Origin of the sequence: Bacillus horti (assembly GCF_030813115.1) — a bacterium.
GTDB lineage: Bacteria > Bacillota > Bacilli > Caldalkalibacillales > JCM-10596 > Bacillus_CH > Bacillus_CH horti.
On record NZ_JAUSTY010000003.1, the window covers coordinates 217,639 to 233,763 of the forward strand.

Below are 16,125 nucleotides of genomic sequence, written 5' to 3' on the forward strand. Positions count from 1 at the left end.
AAAATTTCCTCATTTTGCGTAGAATTTTGTTCTCATAATCCGTCTTACATATTGAACAAAGAAAAAGGAGGTTATTGTTATCGAATCAAAACAACAATTTATGAGTATGATTCAGTCCAATCGGGAAGTGCAAGACCAATTCAAAAACCTAACTGAGCCGTTTCGTGATGAGCTATGGAGGTATTGCCGTTATATAACTGGCTCTCCATGGGATGGCGAGGATTTGTTTCAGGAAACTCTGCTGAAAGCTTTCGGCATGCTCTATCAGAGGTGGCATCCAACCAATCCAAAATCCTATCTCTTTCGGATGGCGACCAACTTGTGGATAGATTGGTGTAGGAAACAGAAAGTAAAGCTCGATCCCTTGCAGGAAGAAAATGCACCAGTCGAGTATCCCCATGATTCATTGGAGCTGGAGGAAGCTGTATATTTATTAACAAACATTCTTCCACCTCGTCAGACCGCTGCTTTCTTATTGCTGGATATATTCCATTTTTCGGGGAGTGAGGTAGCCGGAATGTTACATTCTACTCAAGGAGGAGTTTACGCTGCTGCAAAACGAGCAAGAGAAACTCTGAAAAATCGTATAAAGGAAGGCAAACCTACTGAGGAACAGGCTGTTGATATGGAAAGGGTAGGAGGGGAAGGTAGAGCTGTAATTGATGCTTATCTCAAAGCCTTCAATAGTGGAGACATCACTGCTATGCTCGAATTATTTAATGAGCACACGGTGAACGAAGCCGTTTCAGGATTTCAGGAATACTCCAAAAATGAAATGCGCAGCGGTTCACTACAAGGGGGCAAACTAGGAGCCGTATTCGCTGAGGAAAGAGTTTTATGGGGCAGAAGGGTCATCATCACCTTTGCTCAAACTGAACAAGGGAAAGCGCTACATGACGTGCAATATCAGGAAGTAGAGAATAGTAAGATTGTAGCTCATAAAAGCTATTTCTTCTGTAAGCAATTCTTGTTTGCGGTTAGCAAAGAGTTGGGGGTACCTGTGCAACTAAATAAACCTCCTGTTAACTGGGAGCAGGTTTAAGATGTAAATGTAATAATGATATGTCAGTGCAGTCCATTAAATGTGGAAAAGACATCTCTTTTACGAACATTTCCGCTAACGGACATATTTTTGCATCTTAGAGCTGTATTTTCGAATCTTGGGAATTCTAACGGACATATTTGCAGCTTAGAGCCGTATTTTCGACCTTCGAAAATTCTAACGGTCATATCTGCACCTTAGCCGAGATTTTTGAACAAAAATCGATGAATGATGCCTTCTAAGGGTCGAAAATGACCGTTAGAAATCAAAGCAGGTAAAATCGATGCTTAAGATTTAAAAATGTCCGTTAGAGCTGGGATGATGGGAATAAACCTGCACGTACATCTCTACCTAAATTGACCGAGAAAATCAAAAAACTTCAACATATCCTCCTTCGAGGTAAAACCAGCTTGGGCAGTCTTATCACTGCCTCCCCCTTTACCGTTGAAGGTGGATAAATGCTCTTTAAAAAGCTTTCCACAAGCTACCTGCTGAGTACCGTTATGGAGTAGAATTAATTTGTTTTCCGCGGTGGTAGCAAAAAGAACAAGAACATCATGTCCAGAAGCAATCTCCTGGGCAAGCTGCTGTATATCCTTGAAGGATTGATCAGCAAATACATGGGCAACGACATTTCCGGGGGAATGATTCAACAGCTCCTGTGCTTGATAGGCACGATTCCTTTTTTGTAGGCTGATTAGCTCTGCTTCAAGCTGTTTGCGCTCCTCCTCCCATTTAGCGAAACGATCCAGAATATGCTCGCGTCCTGCTTGGAAGGTAGCTGCTAGTGTTGTAAGAGTTTGTAGACCTTCATTATAGTCCTGCAAGGCACGATAACCGCATTTGAAATAAATCCGAGTACCTTCCTTGTGCTTTTCTGCTTTTAGCATTTTAATGATGCCTATCTCACCTGTACGAGAAACATGAGTGCCTCCACAGGCGTTGTATTCAATATCTTCGATTTCTACGATACGAACACTGCCGCTAACTGTAGGTGGCTTGACGAGCGGAAGGCTTTTCGCCTCATCTTCTGTAACAAAATAGCTATGTATGCTTCTATTTAAATAGATTTGTCTGTTAACCTCCCGCTCTAAAGTCATCAGTTCCTCCCATTTTAAGGGCCACTTAGCCACGTCAATGCTGACATGATCCAAGCCTAAATGAAAGCTAATGGTTTGAGCATTAAGCCCTTCCAAGCAAAGGGCAGAAAGTAAGTGTTGACCAGTATGCTGTTGCATATGGTCAAATCTTCGCTCCCAATCTATTGTACACGTCACTTCAGTGTCTTTGGGCAATCGTTCAAGCTTATGCCAAATATGTTCACCCTCACTGTAGACGTCTAACACAGGAATTCCATCAATAGACCCTAGATCACAGGGCTGTCCTCCTCCATGGGGATAAAAAGCGGTTACATCTAAACGTACCAGAATCTCATATTCTTTTTCTATAACTTGTACAACCTTTGCTTGCCACATTTTAAGGTATGAATCGGAATAATACAGTTTCTTGGTCATGATTCGCTCTCCTTTTTGAGTAGTAAACCTATTTTGGTAAGGAAGTTGCCTAACGGAATATCATCATAGAATAACTAAGTATATCACGTAAAACAAATTGGTTGGTAGATACGAAGTAGAGCAAAGGAACATGGTATAATTACACAATAGCCTTTTCATGGGAATTCCTAAATGACTATTTCGATTAATGATCTCTTACAATGTAGTACTGGTCTTAGTATGTTACCATAGAGAGAAAGATAGCTTTGACATATGAATTAAAAGCTAAAACGCATGCAGGAGAAGAAATTATGAGTATATTAAAAAACGATTGGGCAGACATTTTAGCAGAAGAATTTGAGAAACCCTATTATCTAGAGCTTAGAGAATTCCTGAAAAAGGAGTACGCAACCACTAAGGTGTTTCCATCCATGTATGACATATTTAACGCCTTGCACTATACTCCATATGCCGAAACAAAGATTGTCATTTTAGGCCAGGATCCATATCATGGACATGGACAGGCCCACGGGCTGAGCTTTTCGGTACAGCCCGGTGTCCCAACGCCACCATCATTACAGAACATCTATAAGGAGCTCGAACAAGACGTAGGCTTCCAAATCCCCAATCATGGTCACTTAATAGAATGGGCGAAGCAAGGAGTGCTTTTATTAAACACCGTTTTAACGGTTAGACAAGGTCAACCTAATTCCCATAAAGGGATGGGCTGGGAAACGTTTACGGATCAAGTCATCAGGAAATTGAATGAGAGAGAAAAGCCAGTGATATTTATTCTGTGGGGCAAACACGCTCAAGAGAAAAAGCTACTTATCACTAATCCTCAGCATTCCATTCTTCAGTCTCCACATCCTAGTCCGTTTTCAGCGCGTCGTGGATTTTTCGGCAGCCGTCCATTTTCTACTGCCAATCAGCTTCTGCAGGATTCAGGGCAAGAATCCGTTAAGTGGAATTTACAAGCTTAAAGAAGAAAGGGATAGATGGGCGTGAAATCTTAGGCGGGGTATCTGAAAGTGGTTGAAACAAAAAGGTTTATGGTATATACTAGCGTTGGTTAATGTCTAACTGTCATTAATTACCGACTAATCTTAAGATTTCAATTAGCTTACATAACGCTATTCCTTAGGTAAATGGAAGAAAGTGTAGTCTTTCCATGGCCTAACTTCTTTATATCATAGAGAAGTTAGGCTTTTTCTTATTTGAAAGCCCAAGTTTTACCGTACAGTAAGTGAATACATACTTATACTCGACCAGACTCTATAAAGATGAAAAAGAAAAAGGAGCTGATCAAGCAACTAAAGGGGGACAATTTAATAAAATGATTCCTAATGACAACCAAACTCAACGAATCTCAATCATGCTGAAAGACAAAATGTCAACTTACTTTGGCATGAGCCCTCCGACATGTACTTCTTATTTGCACAGCCCCTACTTAGTCATCACACTCAAAAATATCTTATCTCCGTTGGAATCAAGCCTCATTAATCAGGGTGAAATGTTTCTCGTGGAGAAAATACGTGATGTCATCATGAAGCCATTGCTAGAAGAGCTAGAGGATCAACTAAAGCAAACGATGGCATTCCAGGTAGAGAGGTGGTATTACGATTGGAAGTACGGAGCTAATCAAGGTATCATCATGGCCAAAGAAGAGAAAGGATTCATGTCAGATGTAGCGAATTCCGCTCATACATTTGCAGAAATCGTGGTAGACTGTTATACCGAGATTCATACTGAACCAGAAAGGGTAAAAGTGATGGAAGTCCACCAGCATGCTTTTTTACTTGCTTGTTCGGGGGTATTATTTGATATAGAGAAAATGCTATTTAAGCAAGGGCATGAGAAGCTTTTAAGAAAAAGAGAAAATCCTAGAAGAGCAAGCTTCCTCCACCGATTAAGCCAAAGACTGGGCTGGGATTATGAGCATACCTTTGACCACGTTTCTGTTCTTTGGGACTATGAACAAGATACAGCTCTCATTTACTTAGAGATCCTTAAAGCAAGCTGAGTCTAACAACTATAGGATAAAGGATATGGTGAGGAAATGGAATACATTCAAGATAAGCTAAAGCATGTCAGTAGCTATATGAGTAAGCTACTGCGGAAAAAATTTGGCAGAGGACCGGAATCCTGCTATGCAGCGATCAACAACCGGTACCTGGTTTTTTACATACGTGGATTCATTTCTCCTATGGAAGAGGTATTGCTCCAGGAGAAAAGAAGCAAGAGTGTAACAAGTGCACGAAGGACAATCATTACAAGCACGGTGGAGGAATTAAAGGGAGTGATACAGGTCACCTTTGATATAGAGGTGGGTAGCTTCTATCACGATTGGAACTTTCCGAATAATTCAGGTGTGATTATAGCCGCTCTACAGCATGATGAACAGCGCTTTGTTCAGGAAACACGGGGAGAAGAGGAGTCAGTAGATATTGAAAAGCTAGAAGCAGAGGTCAATCGGATTAGTGGGCTAGTACAAAAGGTACCAAATGAAACGACGGTTCATCGGATCTCACCTACCATCTATGTTGTTCTAAGAATAGGGATTTTGATTCCTATAGAAAAAGCTTTGATTGCTAAAGGCTTTGAAAAGGAACTTCTATTTACAAAAGATGAATTGGAAAAGGCTCATTTTCACCGAAGTGGTCAATTTGAACAGATTTTTAGACGACAGGTCAATGATATCTTTGTCGATTGGAATTTAAAAGAGGATAAAGGACTTATGTGTTTTGTTCTAAAATCATGACACTGGCAACTCTAACGTCAGATCGCTATAATAAGTTATCTAGAAGTAATCTCACTCATAGCTGAGTATGATGCTTAAATAGGAGGAAGTGCTAGTGGAACTGATTAACATATTACGACAACACATAGAGCAGAACACGTGGGTACAAGCCATTCTCAGTCAGGTGCGTAAGAAGGACGGATCTCTAGCCCAAAAAGTTCAAATTAAGCCAGTGGAGCTGAAGGGAGTTATGCACTATCAATTCAGCTATTATTATGAAAACAAGGTGAAGCATGAAAACTTGCTAGGTGAGGAGTCTATAGAGCGGGTAGAAAGTCTCTTGCAGGAAAGCTATAGACAGGCAGTGCTTCAAACAACCGATAATGACTATCACATCCTAGTGAGTAAAAAAGGGAAGCTAAAAATCATGACAAAGCCTCCGACTAAAAAGAGCATTGATCGTCAGCATAATCGCCAGAAAACGTATATTTTAGAAGAGGGCATAGCTGTACCATTTCTCGTTGAATTAGGAGTCATGACTGAATCAGGCAAAGTTCACAATAAGAAATATGATAAATACAGGCAGATCAATCGTTTTCTTGAAATGATTCGTGATATTCTTCCACATCTTCCAAGGAATCGAACAGTACAAATCCTAGATTTCGGCTGTGGTAAATCATATCTAACGTTTGCTCTGTACTATTACTTAGTTGAGCTTGAAAAGCTTGACGTGCATATCACGGGATTAGATTTAAAAGAGGATGTAATTCGTCACTGTCAGCAGCTCGCTGAACAGTTTGGTTATGAGAACCTACAGTTTAAAGTAGGGGATATTGCCAAGTATGATGAGAAGAGTGCCATTGATATGATGGTCACCTTGCACGCCTGTGATACGGCAACGGATGCGGCTCTTGAAAAAGCTGTACGTTGGAATGCAGGGATTATTTTGTCTGTTCCCTGCTGTCAGCATGAGCTATTGACGCAAATAGATAACGATATCCTTGAGCCTATGCTGGGTCACGGTCTTATAAAAGAACGCTTTGCTTCATTAGCAACAGATTCCATCCGAGCAAAGCTACTCAGTATTTTGAGATATAGGACACAGCTGCTGGAATTTATAGATTTGGAGCATACCCCGAAAAATATATTAATTCGAGCTATCAAAGAGGAGTCCTTAGCAAAGGACAAACAAAAGCAGCTAGTCAGAGAATACACGACATTTAGAGACTTTATTCAAGCTAAGCCTTATTTGGAGCGTGCTCTTGAAGATAGGCTAGCCCCTTTATTAGAAGAGAGTTAAAAAACTTTTAGTTCTTTATCAAACGTATGTGGTATTGCATTTGTGCAATACCACATATTTTAAAAGAAAAATAATATAATTAAGGTGACCGCCAAGCAATAAATAGAAAAATAGATTACCTTCCCTCTATTCATTACTCCCATGTATCACTTCAATGATGACTGTTTTGCGTGGCTAGATCAGTACCTTTATCCTTCATCCATTTTTACACTTTACTTTTATCGAAAATAGGAGTATTATTCCTTATAATAATTCTTTAATTGCATAAAGTCGCCGAGTTTCCATTATGGAAAACGGGGGAACCACCTGAAGCCAATTTGGTTTCAATGGGGTTAATCGTTTTGGTTGTCATACAATCATAACGACGGGCACTCTCAAGCCCGAACCCGACAGCTAACCTCGTAGGCGTTTGAGAGAGAAGCGCAGCCCGTTACCATGTTATTTGTCATGCAAAACCCTGGCAGCAGAATTCTCTGCTCTTGGGTTTTTTTGTGTTTTATTGGTACTGATACTACTGATAAAAGCAGCCATTGATGTGATAAAAAAGGTAAGAGTTAAACAATAATGAGGCGGTGATTTGAAAGTATGAAAAAACAATTTATGATCATCGGGCTGGGTCGATTCGGTTCAGCACGGGAGATATTCTGTTGATGATTGGCCGTAATGAAGACATTCGTTATATGGAGAATAAGTATGAGAAGAAACGTTAGAACACGAATTCAGGAGATGGGTCCACCTCAACTGATTATGAGTGTATTTGCTCTATTAATTGGAATTGGAACTCTCCTGCTCTCCCTACCCCTTTCATCAGCCAGTGGGAAGTCGGTTGGCTTGCTTGATGCATGGTTTACCGCTACTTCAGCCGTTTGTGTAAACGGGTTAGTCGTTGTAGATACCGGAAGTGTATACTCTACGTTTGGGCAAGTCGTCATTATGATGCTTATTCAAATTGGAGGCTTGGGATTTATGACGTTAGGGGTCATGGTGGCTATTGTACTAGGCAAAAAAATTGGTTTAAAACAAAGATTGATTATTCAGCAAACAACCCAATCCGTCTCATCCCAAGGTTTGGTGAAGTTGAGTTTATACATTGCTATGATTGTGTTTATTTTGGAAAGCTTGGCAACAGTCATCCTTACTTTGAGATGGAAGGATGAAATGGGTCTTGGTCAGGCTGCCTATTATGCGTTATTCCACACAATATCTGCTTTTAACAATGCGGGCTTTGCTCTTTGGTCCGATAGCTTATCTGGATTTTTAGACGATCCAGTCGTAATCATAACTATTGTCTTACTATTTCTTATTGGTGGGTTGGGATATATCGTAGTGGTTGATCTTGTGCAGAAACGCTCTTGGCGCAGGCTATCCCTGCATTCCAAAATTGTGCTTCTCGCATCCGGTCTTCTTTTGGCAGGAGGTTTTCTCCTTATCTTTTTACTGGAGAGCTGGAACTACAATACATTTGGTCATTTAACTTTTGGGGAACGGGTTTCAGCTGCTTTCTTCCAAGGAGCTACACCCCGAAGTGCGGGATTCAATACCATTGATATTGCCAGCATGCTGACTGCCTCTCAATTTGTCATCATCATATTGATGTTTATCGGAGCGGCATCAGGCGGCACAGGTGGGGGAATCAAGGTCAACACCTTCGTTGTTCTCCTTTTGGCCACTCTAAACACCTTTCGCGGCGGTGGACAGATCCATGCCTTCCAGCGCAAAATTAATCAAGAAGTCGTCATGCGTGCCCTTGCTGTCGTCATTAGTTCACTTACCTTTGTGCTTGTCGTTGCGCTGCTCTTAACTATTACAGAAGACATGTTGGAGGAACATTTTCTTGAAGTTTTATTTGAAGCTACTTCTGCTTTTAGCACAACAGGGCTTTCCATGGGACTGACCAGCGAATTATCTCCCCTTGGCAAGGTCATCGTCACCCTCACCATGTTTGCGGGACGGTTGGGCCCATTGACGTTGGCCTTTGCCTTGGCCCGTAAAAAAAGATCATCAAAACTGGGTTACCCGGAAGATCATATTTTGATTGGTTAAAAATGCAAATAGGAAAAACAGGGAGTGAGACATGTGATTCAGGTGAAAAATTTGAACTATGCGTATCCGAAGTATGAACAAAAAATATTGCATGGACTAAATTTCGAAGTGAAGCGAGGGGAGATTCTTGGTTTTTTAGGACCTTCTGGGGCAGGCAAAAGCACTACGCAAAACATCTTGATCGGTAAATTAAGAAACTACACAGGTTCTGTCCAAGTATTTTCCCAAGAGATGAAAACTGTGACTTCCGATTACTATGAACGGATTGGAGTAGCTTTTGAATTCCCTAACTTTTATAGTCGGTTTACAGCATTAGAAAACCTGAGACATTTCCAATCTCTCTATCGCAATCAGGAGAACGACCCTATAGCTTTATTAGAGCAAGTAAACCTAAAGGAATATGCACATGTCAAATTCGAGCACTTCTCAAAGGGCATGAAAATGCGCTTAAATTACTGCCGTGCCATACTTGGGAATCCAGAAATCCTTTTTCTTGATGAACCTACCTCTGGACTCGATCCCGTCAATGCAGATAGATTAAAGCAACTCATCCTAGAACGCAAACAATCTGGAACTACGATTCTACTCACCACCCACCAGATGCAGACTGCTGAACAGCTATGCGACCGAGTTGCCTTTATTGTGGGTGGTGAAATTAATCTAATTGATTCGCCAAAAAATCTGATGCTACAGTACGGACAACGTCAGCTCAAGGTGGAGTTCGAAGTAGATGGCCAACGTTATACTGAGGAATTCCCGTTAGAAGGTATAGGAGAAAACGAGCGTTATCTTCATGTGATTCGCTCTCACCCTATCATTACGATGCATTCTATGGAAGCCACGTTGGACCAAATCTTTATGAAGGTGACAGGAGCAAGCTTATGATGAGGATTAGAAGTCTAGTGACTTTCGATGTTCGCTTTCAATGGAAGCAACGTTTCTACCATGTTTATCTGTTGGTTTGCGCCGTTTATATCAGTCTCTTACTTTTACTACCAGAAGCCTATGTGGATAAAACAATCGTCCTGCTTACATTCTCTGACCCGGCAGCTTTAGGGCTTTTTTTCTCAGGAGGTATGCTTTTGTTGGAAAGAGAACAGGGCATTCAGGAGAGTCTGTTTGCTACTCCGCTTCGCGTAAAAGAGTATGTCATTGCTAGGTGCCTTTCCCTCTCTGTCCTTTCGCTAGCTGCAGCTTACGTCATTCATATAGCTGTGAAGGGATGGCCTGTTTCGCCGATCGCATTCACACTTGGAGTATTGTTATCCTCCTTCTTCTTTACGTTACTCGGGATGTGTGCAGCCGTGCTTAGTCACTCTATTAATGGATTTCTTCTGCTGTCTCAAGGCTTCGCCCTACCGTTCGTATTTCCTGTTCTTGGATATTTAAATTGGCTTCCTTCACCACTCTATAAGCTTCTACCGACTGAAGGATCCCTTCTCCTTATTGAAGGATCAAATCAAATCATTAGTCTAGGTGATGCGGTGTACGCAATTATAGTTTTATTGTTATGGATTGGTTTTGCAGGCTGGTGGAGCGTAAGTCTGTTACAAAGAACGATAAAAATGTTGGATGAGGGGAAAAACTGATGCTTAAATATAAGACCTTGCTTATCAGTGATATAAAAAATGCGGCTAGGAATCCCATGTTTATGCTAATTGGTATTGGTCCTCTGTTACTACTTCTTCTTATTCGGTATGTCTTGCCTGTAGTTGCAGACTGGCTGATTGTGTATACTGGATTTGATCTTCTGTCCTATAATGATTTTATTACGATACTCATCATGCTTGTTATCCCTCAATTAATTGGTACGGCAACAGGATTGCTTATGCTCGATGAGCGCGATGAAAGGATTATAGATTACTATACAGTATCTCCACTAGGGAGACATGGTTATTTGATTTACCGTCTACTTTTACCTGTTACAATAACGATTCTAATGTCGGCTTTATTCCTCTTGGCCAACGGCATTTCAAAACACCAAATTGAAAATATTGCCGTCCTTATTTTACTCGCCTTGCAAGCACCACTTTACACACTTTTCCTAGTCGCCTTCGCCGCCAACAAGGTAGAAGGACTAGCTCTATCAAAGCTCGCCAGTCTCATGCTGCTGGGTGCCATTTTTCCTTACTTCATCCCTGACCCGTGGCAAACATTAGGCATTATACTGCCGACCTATTGGCCTTCTAGACTATATTTGAATGGGGCACTACTCGGTGAGAATTTAGGAATAACATTCTTCTTGTATATGATAGGATTGATATTTCATATGCTTCTGCTCACCAGCTTGTTTCTACGGTATTACCGCCAACAATCATAGTAGTCAGTGCCAATTAGTTAATAATTCCATGTCTGATAATTTCGACCTTTACATTAGGTTTAATATTAATATCTTGATAGACTTCCTTCCAATTAATTCGATTCCACGTATCATTAACTGGTTACTTAGAAGGAGGAATGAATATAGGTCGTTTAGAGGAGAAAAAAATTTTCTCCTCTTTTTTGGTTTAAAAGGGAGGAGATAAGGGTACGTAAACCATGGTACTCATTCTCCATTTTTCTAAAGAAAGTATAATGTTCCTTGTTTTTTACCAAAATATGAAATGAAAGAGGTGAAAATGAGACCATCGTCCAGTATTCTGGAAGAATCCTAAGGAACTTATCTACTAGTTTGCTTACAGTTTCACATACACATGGATAGGTAGAAATTATGGAGAATACACGATTTGTACTCTAAAAACCCTCTACTTATAATGAATAAGGTATAGAGAGGAGTCAAACTGAATATGAAAAAGATTGAAGTGAGGGGAGTCACCAAAATTTTCGGCTCTAAGCCTAAGGAAGCGTATCAGCGCTTAGAAAAAGGCCAGAGTAAACAACAAATCTTCAAAGACACGGGCATGAATATCGGTGTTGACCGAGCCACCTTTGAAGTCGAAGAGGGCGAGCTCTTTGTCATTATGGGTCTTTCAGGAAGTGGTAAATCAACGCTTATCCGCCTTATCAACCGCCTCATTAACCCCACCTATGGCGATATCCACATTGACGGTGAAAACATCGTAAAAATGGATAAAACACAATTGATGCAAACACGTCGAAAAAAGCTAGGAATGGTATTCCAGCGCTTTGCTCTATTTCCTCATCGCACGGTACTAAAGAACGTAGAGTATGGTTTGGAGGTACAGGGTATTCCCAAGCAAGAACGTGAAAAGAAAGCAAGAGAATCCCTTGAGGTTGTTGGCCTAAAGGGATACGAAAACAGCAAGCCAGACGAGCTTAGTGGTGGTATGCAGCAGAGGGTAGGATTAGCCCGAGCCTTGGCTAATGAATCAGATATTCTGTTGATGGATGAAGCGTTTAGTGCGCTAGATCCCTTAATTAGAAAAGAAATGCAAGATGAGCTTTTACAATTGCAAAGAACACTTAAGAAAACCATCTTATTCATCACCCATGACTTGGACGAAGCACTTAAACTTGGGGACAGGATTGCCATGATGAAGGATGGTAAAATTGTTCAGATTGGTACCCCTGAAGAGATTATGACATCTCCTTCGAATGAATATGTCTCCACGTTCGTACAGGACGTTGACCGCTCTAAAGTCCTAGAAGCCTCACACATTATGAAAAAGCCAGATGTGGTCACAACATGGAAGGAAGGCCCGCGTGTAGCCATCCGAAAAATGGAGGATAAAGGAATCTCCAGTATTTTTGTTGTCGATAAGGATCGAATGCTAAAAGGATTACTAACGATTGATGCTGCTATCAAAGCTCTAAAAGAAAATAAGTGGGTAGAAGACGTCCTTATTCAAGATTATCCTATTGTTCCACCTAATACGTTATTAAATGAGCTTATAGGTGTGGCAGCTGAAACGAAATATCCTATTGCGGTCGTTGAGGAAGGAAAGCTTGAGGGAATTATTGTTAGGGTATCTATTCTTTCTGGTCTTGCCTTAGGAAAAGGCGAGGAGGTGAATGGATCGTGAATTATTTCAACTTTCCATTAGATAGATGGACCAATACGTTTGTCGATGAATGGTTAATTCCTGTTTTGGGTCCATTTTTTGATGTAATCAGTAAGTGGATTGCCTTCTTTGTAGGCCATTTTACAAGCTTTTTAATTTGGATTCCTGCCGAGCTAATGACTGTAGTCCTTGTTGGTCTAGCTTGGTATTTGGCTGGCAGGGGTGTTGCTATATTTAGTTTAATCGGATTGATTTATTTAGGGAACGTCGAGCTATCAGGAATTAATGTGTGGAATGCTGGGATGCAGACTCTGGCTGTCGTGCTAACAGCTACATTATGTTCCATTATCATTGGGCTCCCATTAGGTATAATGAGTGCTAAATCCGAGGCGGTCAATCGTGTCGTACGACCCATTCTCGATTTTATGCAGACCTTACCGAGTTTTGTATATTTGATTCCTGCCGTTCTTTTATTCGGAATTGGCGTGGTTCCGGCTGTGATTGCGACGTTTGTTTTCGCTACTCCACCAGCTGTTAGGCTAACCAATCTAGGTATTAGACAGGTGCCAACAGAAGTGATCGAGGCATCTAGAGCCTTCGGTTCAACCTCTTGGCAAATGCTCCGGAAGGTACAGCTCCCAATGGCTTTACCTACCATTATGGCTGGTATTAATCAGACGATTATGCTTGCCTTATCCATGGCGGTTATCGCATCGATGATTGGAGCACCGGGGCTAGGGTCTATCGTTAATGCGGGTATTTCCAGTGTTAACGTAGGAATGGGACTAGTAGGTGGATTAGGAATTGTTGTGCTTGCTATCCTATTAGACCGTATTACTGAAGGGCTAGGAAAGAAATATAATCCGAATAAATCATAATTCGGACAAAATAATGTAATTCAAGTTATGAGTCATGTAAGAACATATAGATGATTCAGGAATAACAGACAAACAAACTATGTTTATTTTAAGAGGAGGAATTTAAAGAATATGATGAAACAAAAGAACTGGTTAAAGCTAACATTATTCTTAAGTTTAATCTTCGTATTAGTTGCAGCAGGGTGTGCGGCTGATAATGGCGATGGATCAGAAGAAGGAACAGGTGTTGAAGAAGGTACAGGAACTGAGGATGGGAATGGTACAGATGGAGAAGCAGCTCCAGAGGAAAAAGGAACACTTACGTTTGGGGTAACTCCTTGGACAAGTACAATTCCTCCTACACATGTAGCGAAGATTTTACTTGAAGATATGGGCTATACCATTAATCTACAAGAAGCAGATGCAGGTGTCGTCTACACAGGCCTTTCTCGCGGAGATATCGATGTATTTATGGATTCTTGGCTGCCAGATATGCATGCCAACTACATGGATCGTTACGGAGATTCGTTAGTTGATACAGCGGTTAGCTATCCTGACGGAGAGCTTGGTTGGGTTGTTCCTGAGTATGTTGACATTGATTCTTTTGAAGATCTAATTGGAAATGAAAGCATGTTTGATGGAAGAATATATGGTATTGAAGAAGGGGCTGGTATGACCATCACGTCCCGTGAAATGATTGAAGCCTATGACCTAGATTTCGAGTATGTCGCTTCCAGTGAAGCAGGTATGCTCACACAGGCGACAAGAATGATTAACAATGAGGAGCCTGTTATTTTCCTAGGATGGAGACCACATCCAATGTTCGTAAACTGGGATCTAAAAGTATTAGAGGATCCAGAGAAATTTTTTGAAGCTTCACAAGTCCATGTTATCACGAATGAAAACGTAGAAGAGGAAGCTCCTGAAGCGTTCGAATTCTTAAGCAACTGGAGTATTCCTGTAGACGATATTGAGGAAATGATCCTCAAAATTGAGGACGGTGCTTCTGCAGAGGAAGTAGCGCAAGAATGGATTGATAATAATCAAGATCATGTGAATGAGATGCTAGGAAACTAAGCCTGCTCAGACTGATCTTACGGGAAGGGTGCTCCTTTATAGGGGCACCTTTCCTAATAGTTTAAGGATCATACAAATACAAAAGCAATTCCTTTTAGCTTCATGTTAATAGGGATTGCTTATTTTATTAATAAAAAATATGCTCAAGCATCTGTCCCTTAGGTCGGACAAACACCGCTTCCTTTGAACAAGCTCCCTCATAGAATACCGTAGCTTAACAAAAAGGAGGGATATGTATGCTTGGTTTTTCCATGCTTACCCTTGTGCGTCGACATAGTACAAAGCTAGATAAAATGATGAGACATCAACTAGTGAACCTATACCGACCTATGAAATGGATCCCTTGTGTCCTGCATAAATTGATTGAAGGTTGGGTGGTGAGAAACAAAAAAATACCTGTTATCATTCAATTTGAAGAGGAGAGTACAAACGGGCAAGCACTTTCCAGTAACATGCAGGCCGTACACGAAATGATTCACAAGGACGCAAAATGTGAATGGAAGGCAAAGTATCACAGCTTGTCTGCGTGCTCCTGTGAGCTTTCACCTAATGCGATTGAAGAGCTTTTGGTGCACTATTCAGGGATTAAAAAAATTTACTATGATCGCAAAGTTCAGTCACTACTGAATGTGGCTACGCCTACAGTTAAGTCTCCGGCCCTGCAGCAATCAGGATTTACAGGGAAAGGTGTAACCATAGCCGTTGTGGATACCGGTATACATGGTCATCAGGATTTTACACAGCCTGAGGATCGTCTGGTTGGCTTTAAGGATTTCGTACAAAATCGAACAGAAGCGTATGATGACAATGGTCATGGTACACATTGTGCGGGTGATGCAGCAGGAAATGGGTTTGCATCAGGAGGTCTGTATCAAGGACCAGCGTATGAAGCTAACCTTGTGGGAGTGAAGGTCTTAAATCGAATGGGTTCAGGCTCTTTATCTACAGTTATGGAGGGCATTCAATGGTGTATGGATTACAAAGATCTATATAATATTAAAATTATTTCTCTTTCCCTTGGTGCGCCTGCTCAGCAATCGGCTGCTGATGATCCGTTAGTTGATATAGTGAATAAGGCTTGGGACAATGGGATCGTTGTCGTTGCCGCCGCAGGAAACGACGGACCGGATAACGGAACGATAGCCAGTCCAGGTATAAGTCCAAAAATCATTACAGTTGGAGCGATGGATGATCAAAGGACCGATGAGCGAGCTGATGACCGAGTAGCAAGCTTCTCTAGCAGAGGTCCAACTATTGACCAATTGCCTAAGCCAGACGTACTAGCTCCAGGGGTTAACATTATTGCTCCAAATGCACCGGGCTCCTATCTTTATAAAATGCAGAAAGGAAGCCGAGTGGGAGAGAATTATCTTTCTTTATCAGGGACATCAATGGCTACTCCTATCGTTGCAGGTATTGTAGCACAGCTGCTAGAGGCTCAGCCAAACTTGACACCGGATGAGGTGAAGCAGAAGCTGCTAAATGGAGCAGAGGATCGAGGCTATCCTAGAATTGTACAGGGACATGGATATGTAGATGCGGAGCAGTCTCTTAGCAGCTAGGGCATAAAAAACACCTCCAATCTCACCGTTACGGAGTGGGGTCGGAGGT

The 16,125-nt window shown here is 41.3% G+C and carries 14 protein-coding genes and 1 riboswitch; of the genes, 13 read left to right on the forward strand and 1 reads right to left on the reverse strand.

Going from position 1 to position 16,125, the window contains the following annotated elements:
* Positions 1 to 106 precede the first annotated feature (106 nt).
* On the forward strand, positions 107 to 1,042 hold the full coding sequence (locus J2S11_RS04670; RefSeq protein WP_307391599.1) for an RNA polymerase sigma factor: 936 nt from the start codon (positions 107 to 109) through the stop codon (positions 1,040 to 1,042).
* 347 nt (positions 1,043 to 1,389) lie between these two features.
* Here J2S11_RS04670 and J2S11_RS04675 read toward each other — a convergent pair whose 3' ends face one another.
* Positions 1,390 to 2,556: an alanyl-tRNA editing protein gene (locus J2S11_RS04675; protein ID WP_307391602.1), complete on the reverse strand. Its 1,167-nt coding sequence runs from the start codon at positions 2,554 to 2,556 to the stop codon at positions 1,390 to 1,392.
* Between the two features lie 290 nt (positions 2,557 to 2,846).
* Between J2S11_RS04675 and J2S11_RS04680 the strand changes: the two genes are divergently transcribed.
* From J2S11_RS04680 to J2S11_RS04735, 12 genes are all read left to right on the forward strand, one after another.
* Complete coding sequence (locus tag J2S11_RS04680) at positions 2,847 to 3,518, forward strand: uracil-DNA glycosylase (protein WP_307391604.1); 672 nt, start codon at positions 2,847 to 2,849, stop codon at positions 3,516 to 3,518.
* A gap of 353 nt (positions 3,519 to 3,871) precedes the next feature.
* Positions 3,872 to 4,558, forward strand: coding sequence for a Na-translocating system protein MpsC family protein (locus J2S11_RS04685; protein WP_307391606.1), 687 nt, complete (start codon positions 3,872 to 3,874; stop codon positions 4,556 to 4,558).
* Between the two features lie 36 nt (positions 4,559 to 4,594).
* Positions 4,595 to 5,296, forward strand: a complete 702-nt coding sequence (locus J2S11_RS04690; protein WP_307391607.1) for a Na-translocating system protein MpsC family protein — start codon at positions 4,595 to 4,597, stop codon at positions 5,294 to 5,296.
* 94 nt (positions 5,297 to 5,390) lie between these two features.
* Positions 5,391 to 6,575, forward strand: a complete 1,185-nt coding sequence (locus J2S11_RS04695; RefSeq protein ID WP_307391610.1) for a class I SAM-dependent methyltransferase — start codon at positions 5,391 to 5,393, stop codon at positions 6,573 to 6,575.
* A 261-nt stretch (positions 6,576 to 6,836) separates the two neighbouring features.
* A riboswitch (cyclic di-AMP (ydaO/yuaA leader) is annotated at positions 6,837 to 6,998 on the forward strand.
* A 240-nt stretch (positions 6,999 to 7,238) separates the two neighbouring features.
* The gene (locus tag J2S11_RS04700; protein ID WP_370875449.1) at positions 7,239 to 8,618 is read left to right on the forward strand and encodes a TrkH family potassium uptake protein; all 1,380 of its coding nucleotides are present in this window, start codon (positions 7,239 to 7,241) and stop codon (positions 8,616 to 8,618) included.
* Positions 8,619 to 8,651: 33 nt separating this feature from the next.
* A complete protein-coding gene (locus tag J2S11_RS04705) occupies positions 8,652 to 9,503 on the forward strand; it encodes an ABC transporter ATP-binding protein (RefSeq protein WP_307391613.1) in 852 nt (283 codons plus the stop codon).
* Positions 9,500 to 10,207: a fluoroquinolone export ABC transporter permease subunit gene (locus tag J2S11_RS04710; protein ID WP_307391615.1), complete on the forward strand. Its 708-nt coding sequence runs from the start codon at positions 9,500 to 9,502 to the stop codon at positions 10,205 to 10,207. Before J2S11_RS04705 ends, J2S11_RS04710 begins: the two co-directional genes overlap by 4 nt.
* Positions 10,207 to 10,938, forward strand: a complete 732-nt coding sequence (locus J2S11_RS04715; protein ID WP_307391618.1) for an ABC transporter permease — start codon at positions 10,207 to 10,209, stop codon at positions 10,936 to 10,938. The genes J2S11_RS04710 and J2S11_RS04715 overlap by 1 nt, the downstream gene beginning before the upstream one ends.
* Positions 10,939 to 11,404: 466 nt before the next feature.
* Positions 11,405 to 12,601 (forward strand): quaternary amine ABC transporter ATP-binding protein, encoded by a 1,197-nt coding sequence (locus J2S11_RS04720; protein WP_307391619.1) that lies wholly within the window; start codon positions 11,405 to 11,407, stop codon positions 12,599 to 12,601.
* Entirely contained in the window at positions 12,598 to 13,458 is an 861-nt protein-coding gene (locus J2S11_RS04725) for an ABC transporter permease (RefSeq protein ID WP_307391622.1), read from the forward strand. Before J2S11_RS04720 ends, J2S11_RS04725 begins: the two co-directional genes overlap by 4 nt.
* A 111-nt stretch (positions 13,459 to 13,569) precedes the next feature.
* Positions 13,570 to 14,514 (forward strand): glycine betaine ABC transporter substrate-binding protein, encoded by a 945-nt coding sequence (locus J2S11_RS04730; RefSeq protein WP_307391625.1) that lies wholly within the window; start codon positions 13,570 to 13,572, stop codon positions 14,512 to 14,514.
* 236 nt (positions 14,515 to 14,750) lie between these two features.
* Positions 14,751 to 16,076, forward strand: coding sequence for a S8 family peptidase (locus J2S11_RS04735; protein ID WP_307391627.1), 1,326 nt, complete (start codon positions 14,751 to 14,753; stop codon positions 16,074 to 16,076).
* The last annotated feature ends 49 nt before the right edge of the window (positions 16,077 to 16,125 follow it).

Coding starts and splice junctions, on each gene's coding strand:
- J2S11_RS04670 (WP_307391599.1), top strand. CDS start 107: ATGATTCAGTCCAATCGGGAAGTGCAAGACCAATTCAAAAACCTAACT.
- J2S11_RS04675 (WP_307391602.1), bottom strand. CDS start 2,556: ATGACCAAGAAACTGTATTATTCCGATTCATACCTTAAAATGTGGCAA.
- J2S11_RS04680 (WP_307391604.1), top strand. CDS start 2,847: ATGAGTATATTAAAAAACGATTGGGCAGACATTTTAGCAGAAGAATTT.
- J2S11_RS04685 (WP_307391606.1), top strand. CDS start 3,872: ATGATTCCTAATGACAACCAAACTCAACGAATCTCAATCATGCTGAAA.
- J2S11_RS04690 (WP_307391607.1), top strand. CDS start 4,595: ATGGAATACATTCAAGATAAGCTAAAGCATGTCAGTAGCTATATGAGT.
- J2S11_RS04700 (WP_370875449.1), top strand. CDS start 7,239: ATGAAGACATTCGTTATATGGAGAATAAGTATGAGAAGAAACGTTAGA.
- J2S11_RS04710 (WP_307391615.1), top strand. CDS start 9,500: ATGATGAGGATTAGAAGTCTAGTGACTTTCGATGTTCGCTTTCAATGG.
- J2S11_RS04715 (WP_307391618.1), top strand. CDS start 10,207: ATGCTTAAATATAAGACCTTGCTTATCAGTGATATAAAAAATGCGGCT.
- J2S11_RS04720 (WP_307391619.1), top strand. CDS start 11,405: ATGAAAAAGATTGAAGTGAGGGGAGTCACCAAAATTTTCGGCTCTAAG.
- J2S11_RS04730 (WP_307391625.1), top strand. CDS start 13,570: ATGATGAAACAAAAGAACTGGTTAAAGCTAACATTATTCTTAAGTTTA.
- J2S11_RS04735 (WP_307391627.1), top strand. CDS start 14,751: ATGCTTGGTTTTTCCATGCTTACCCTTGTGCGTCGACATAGTACAAAG.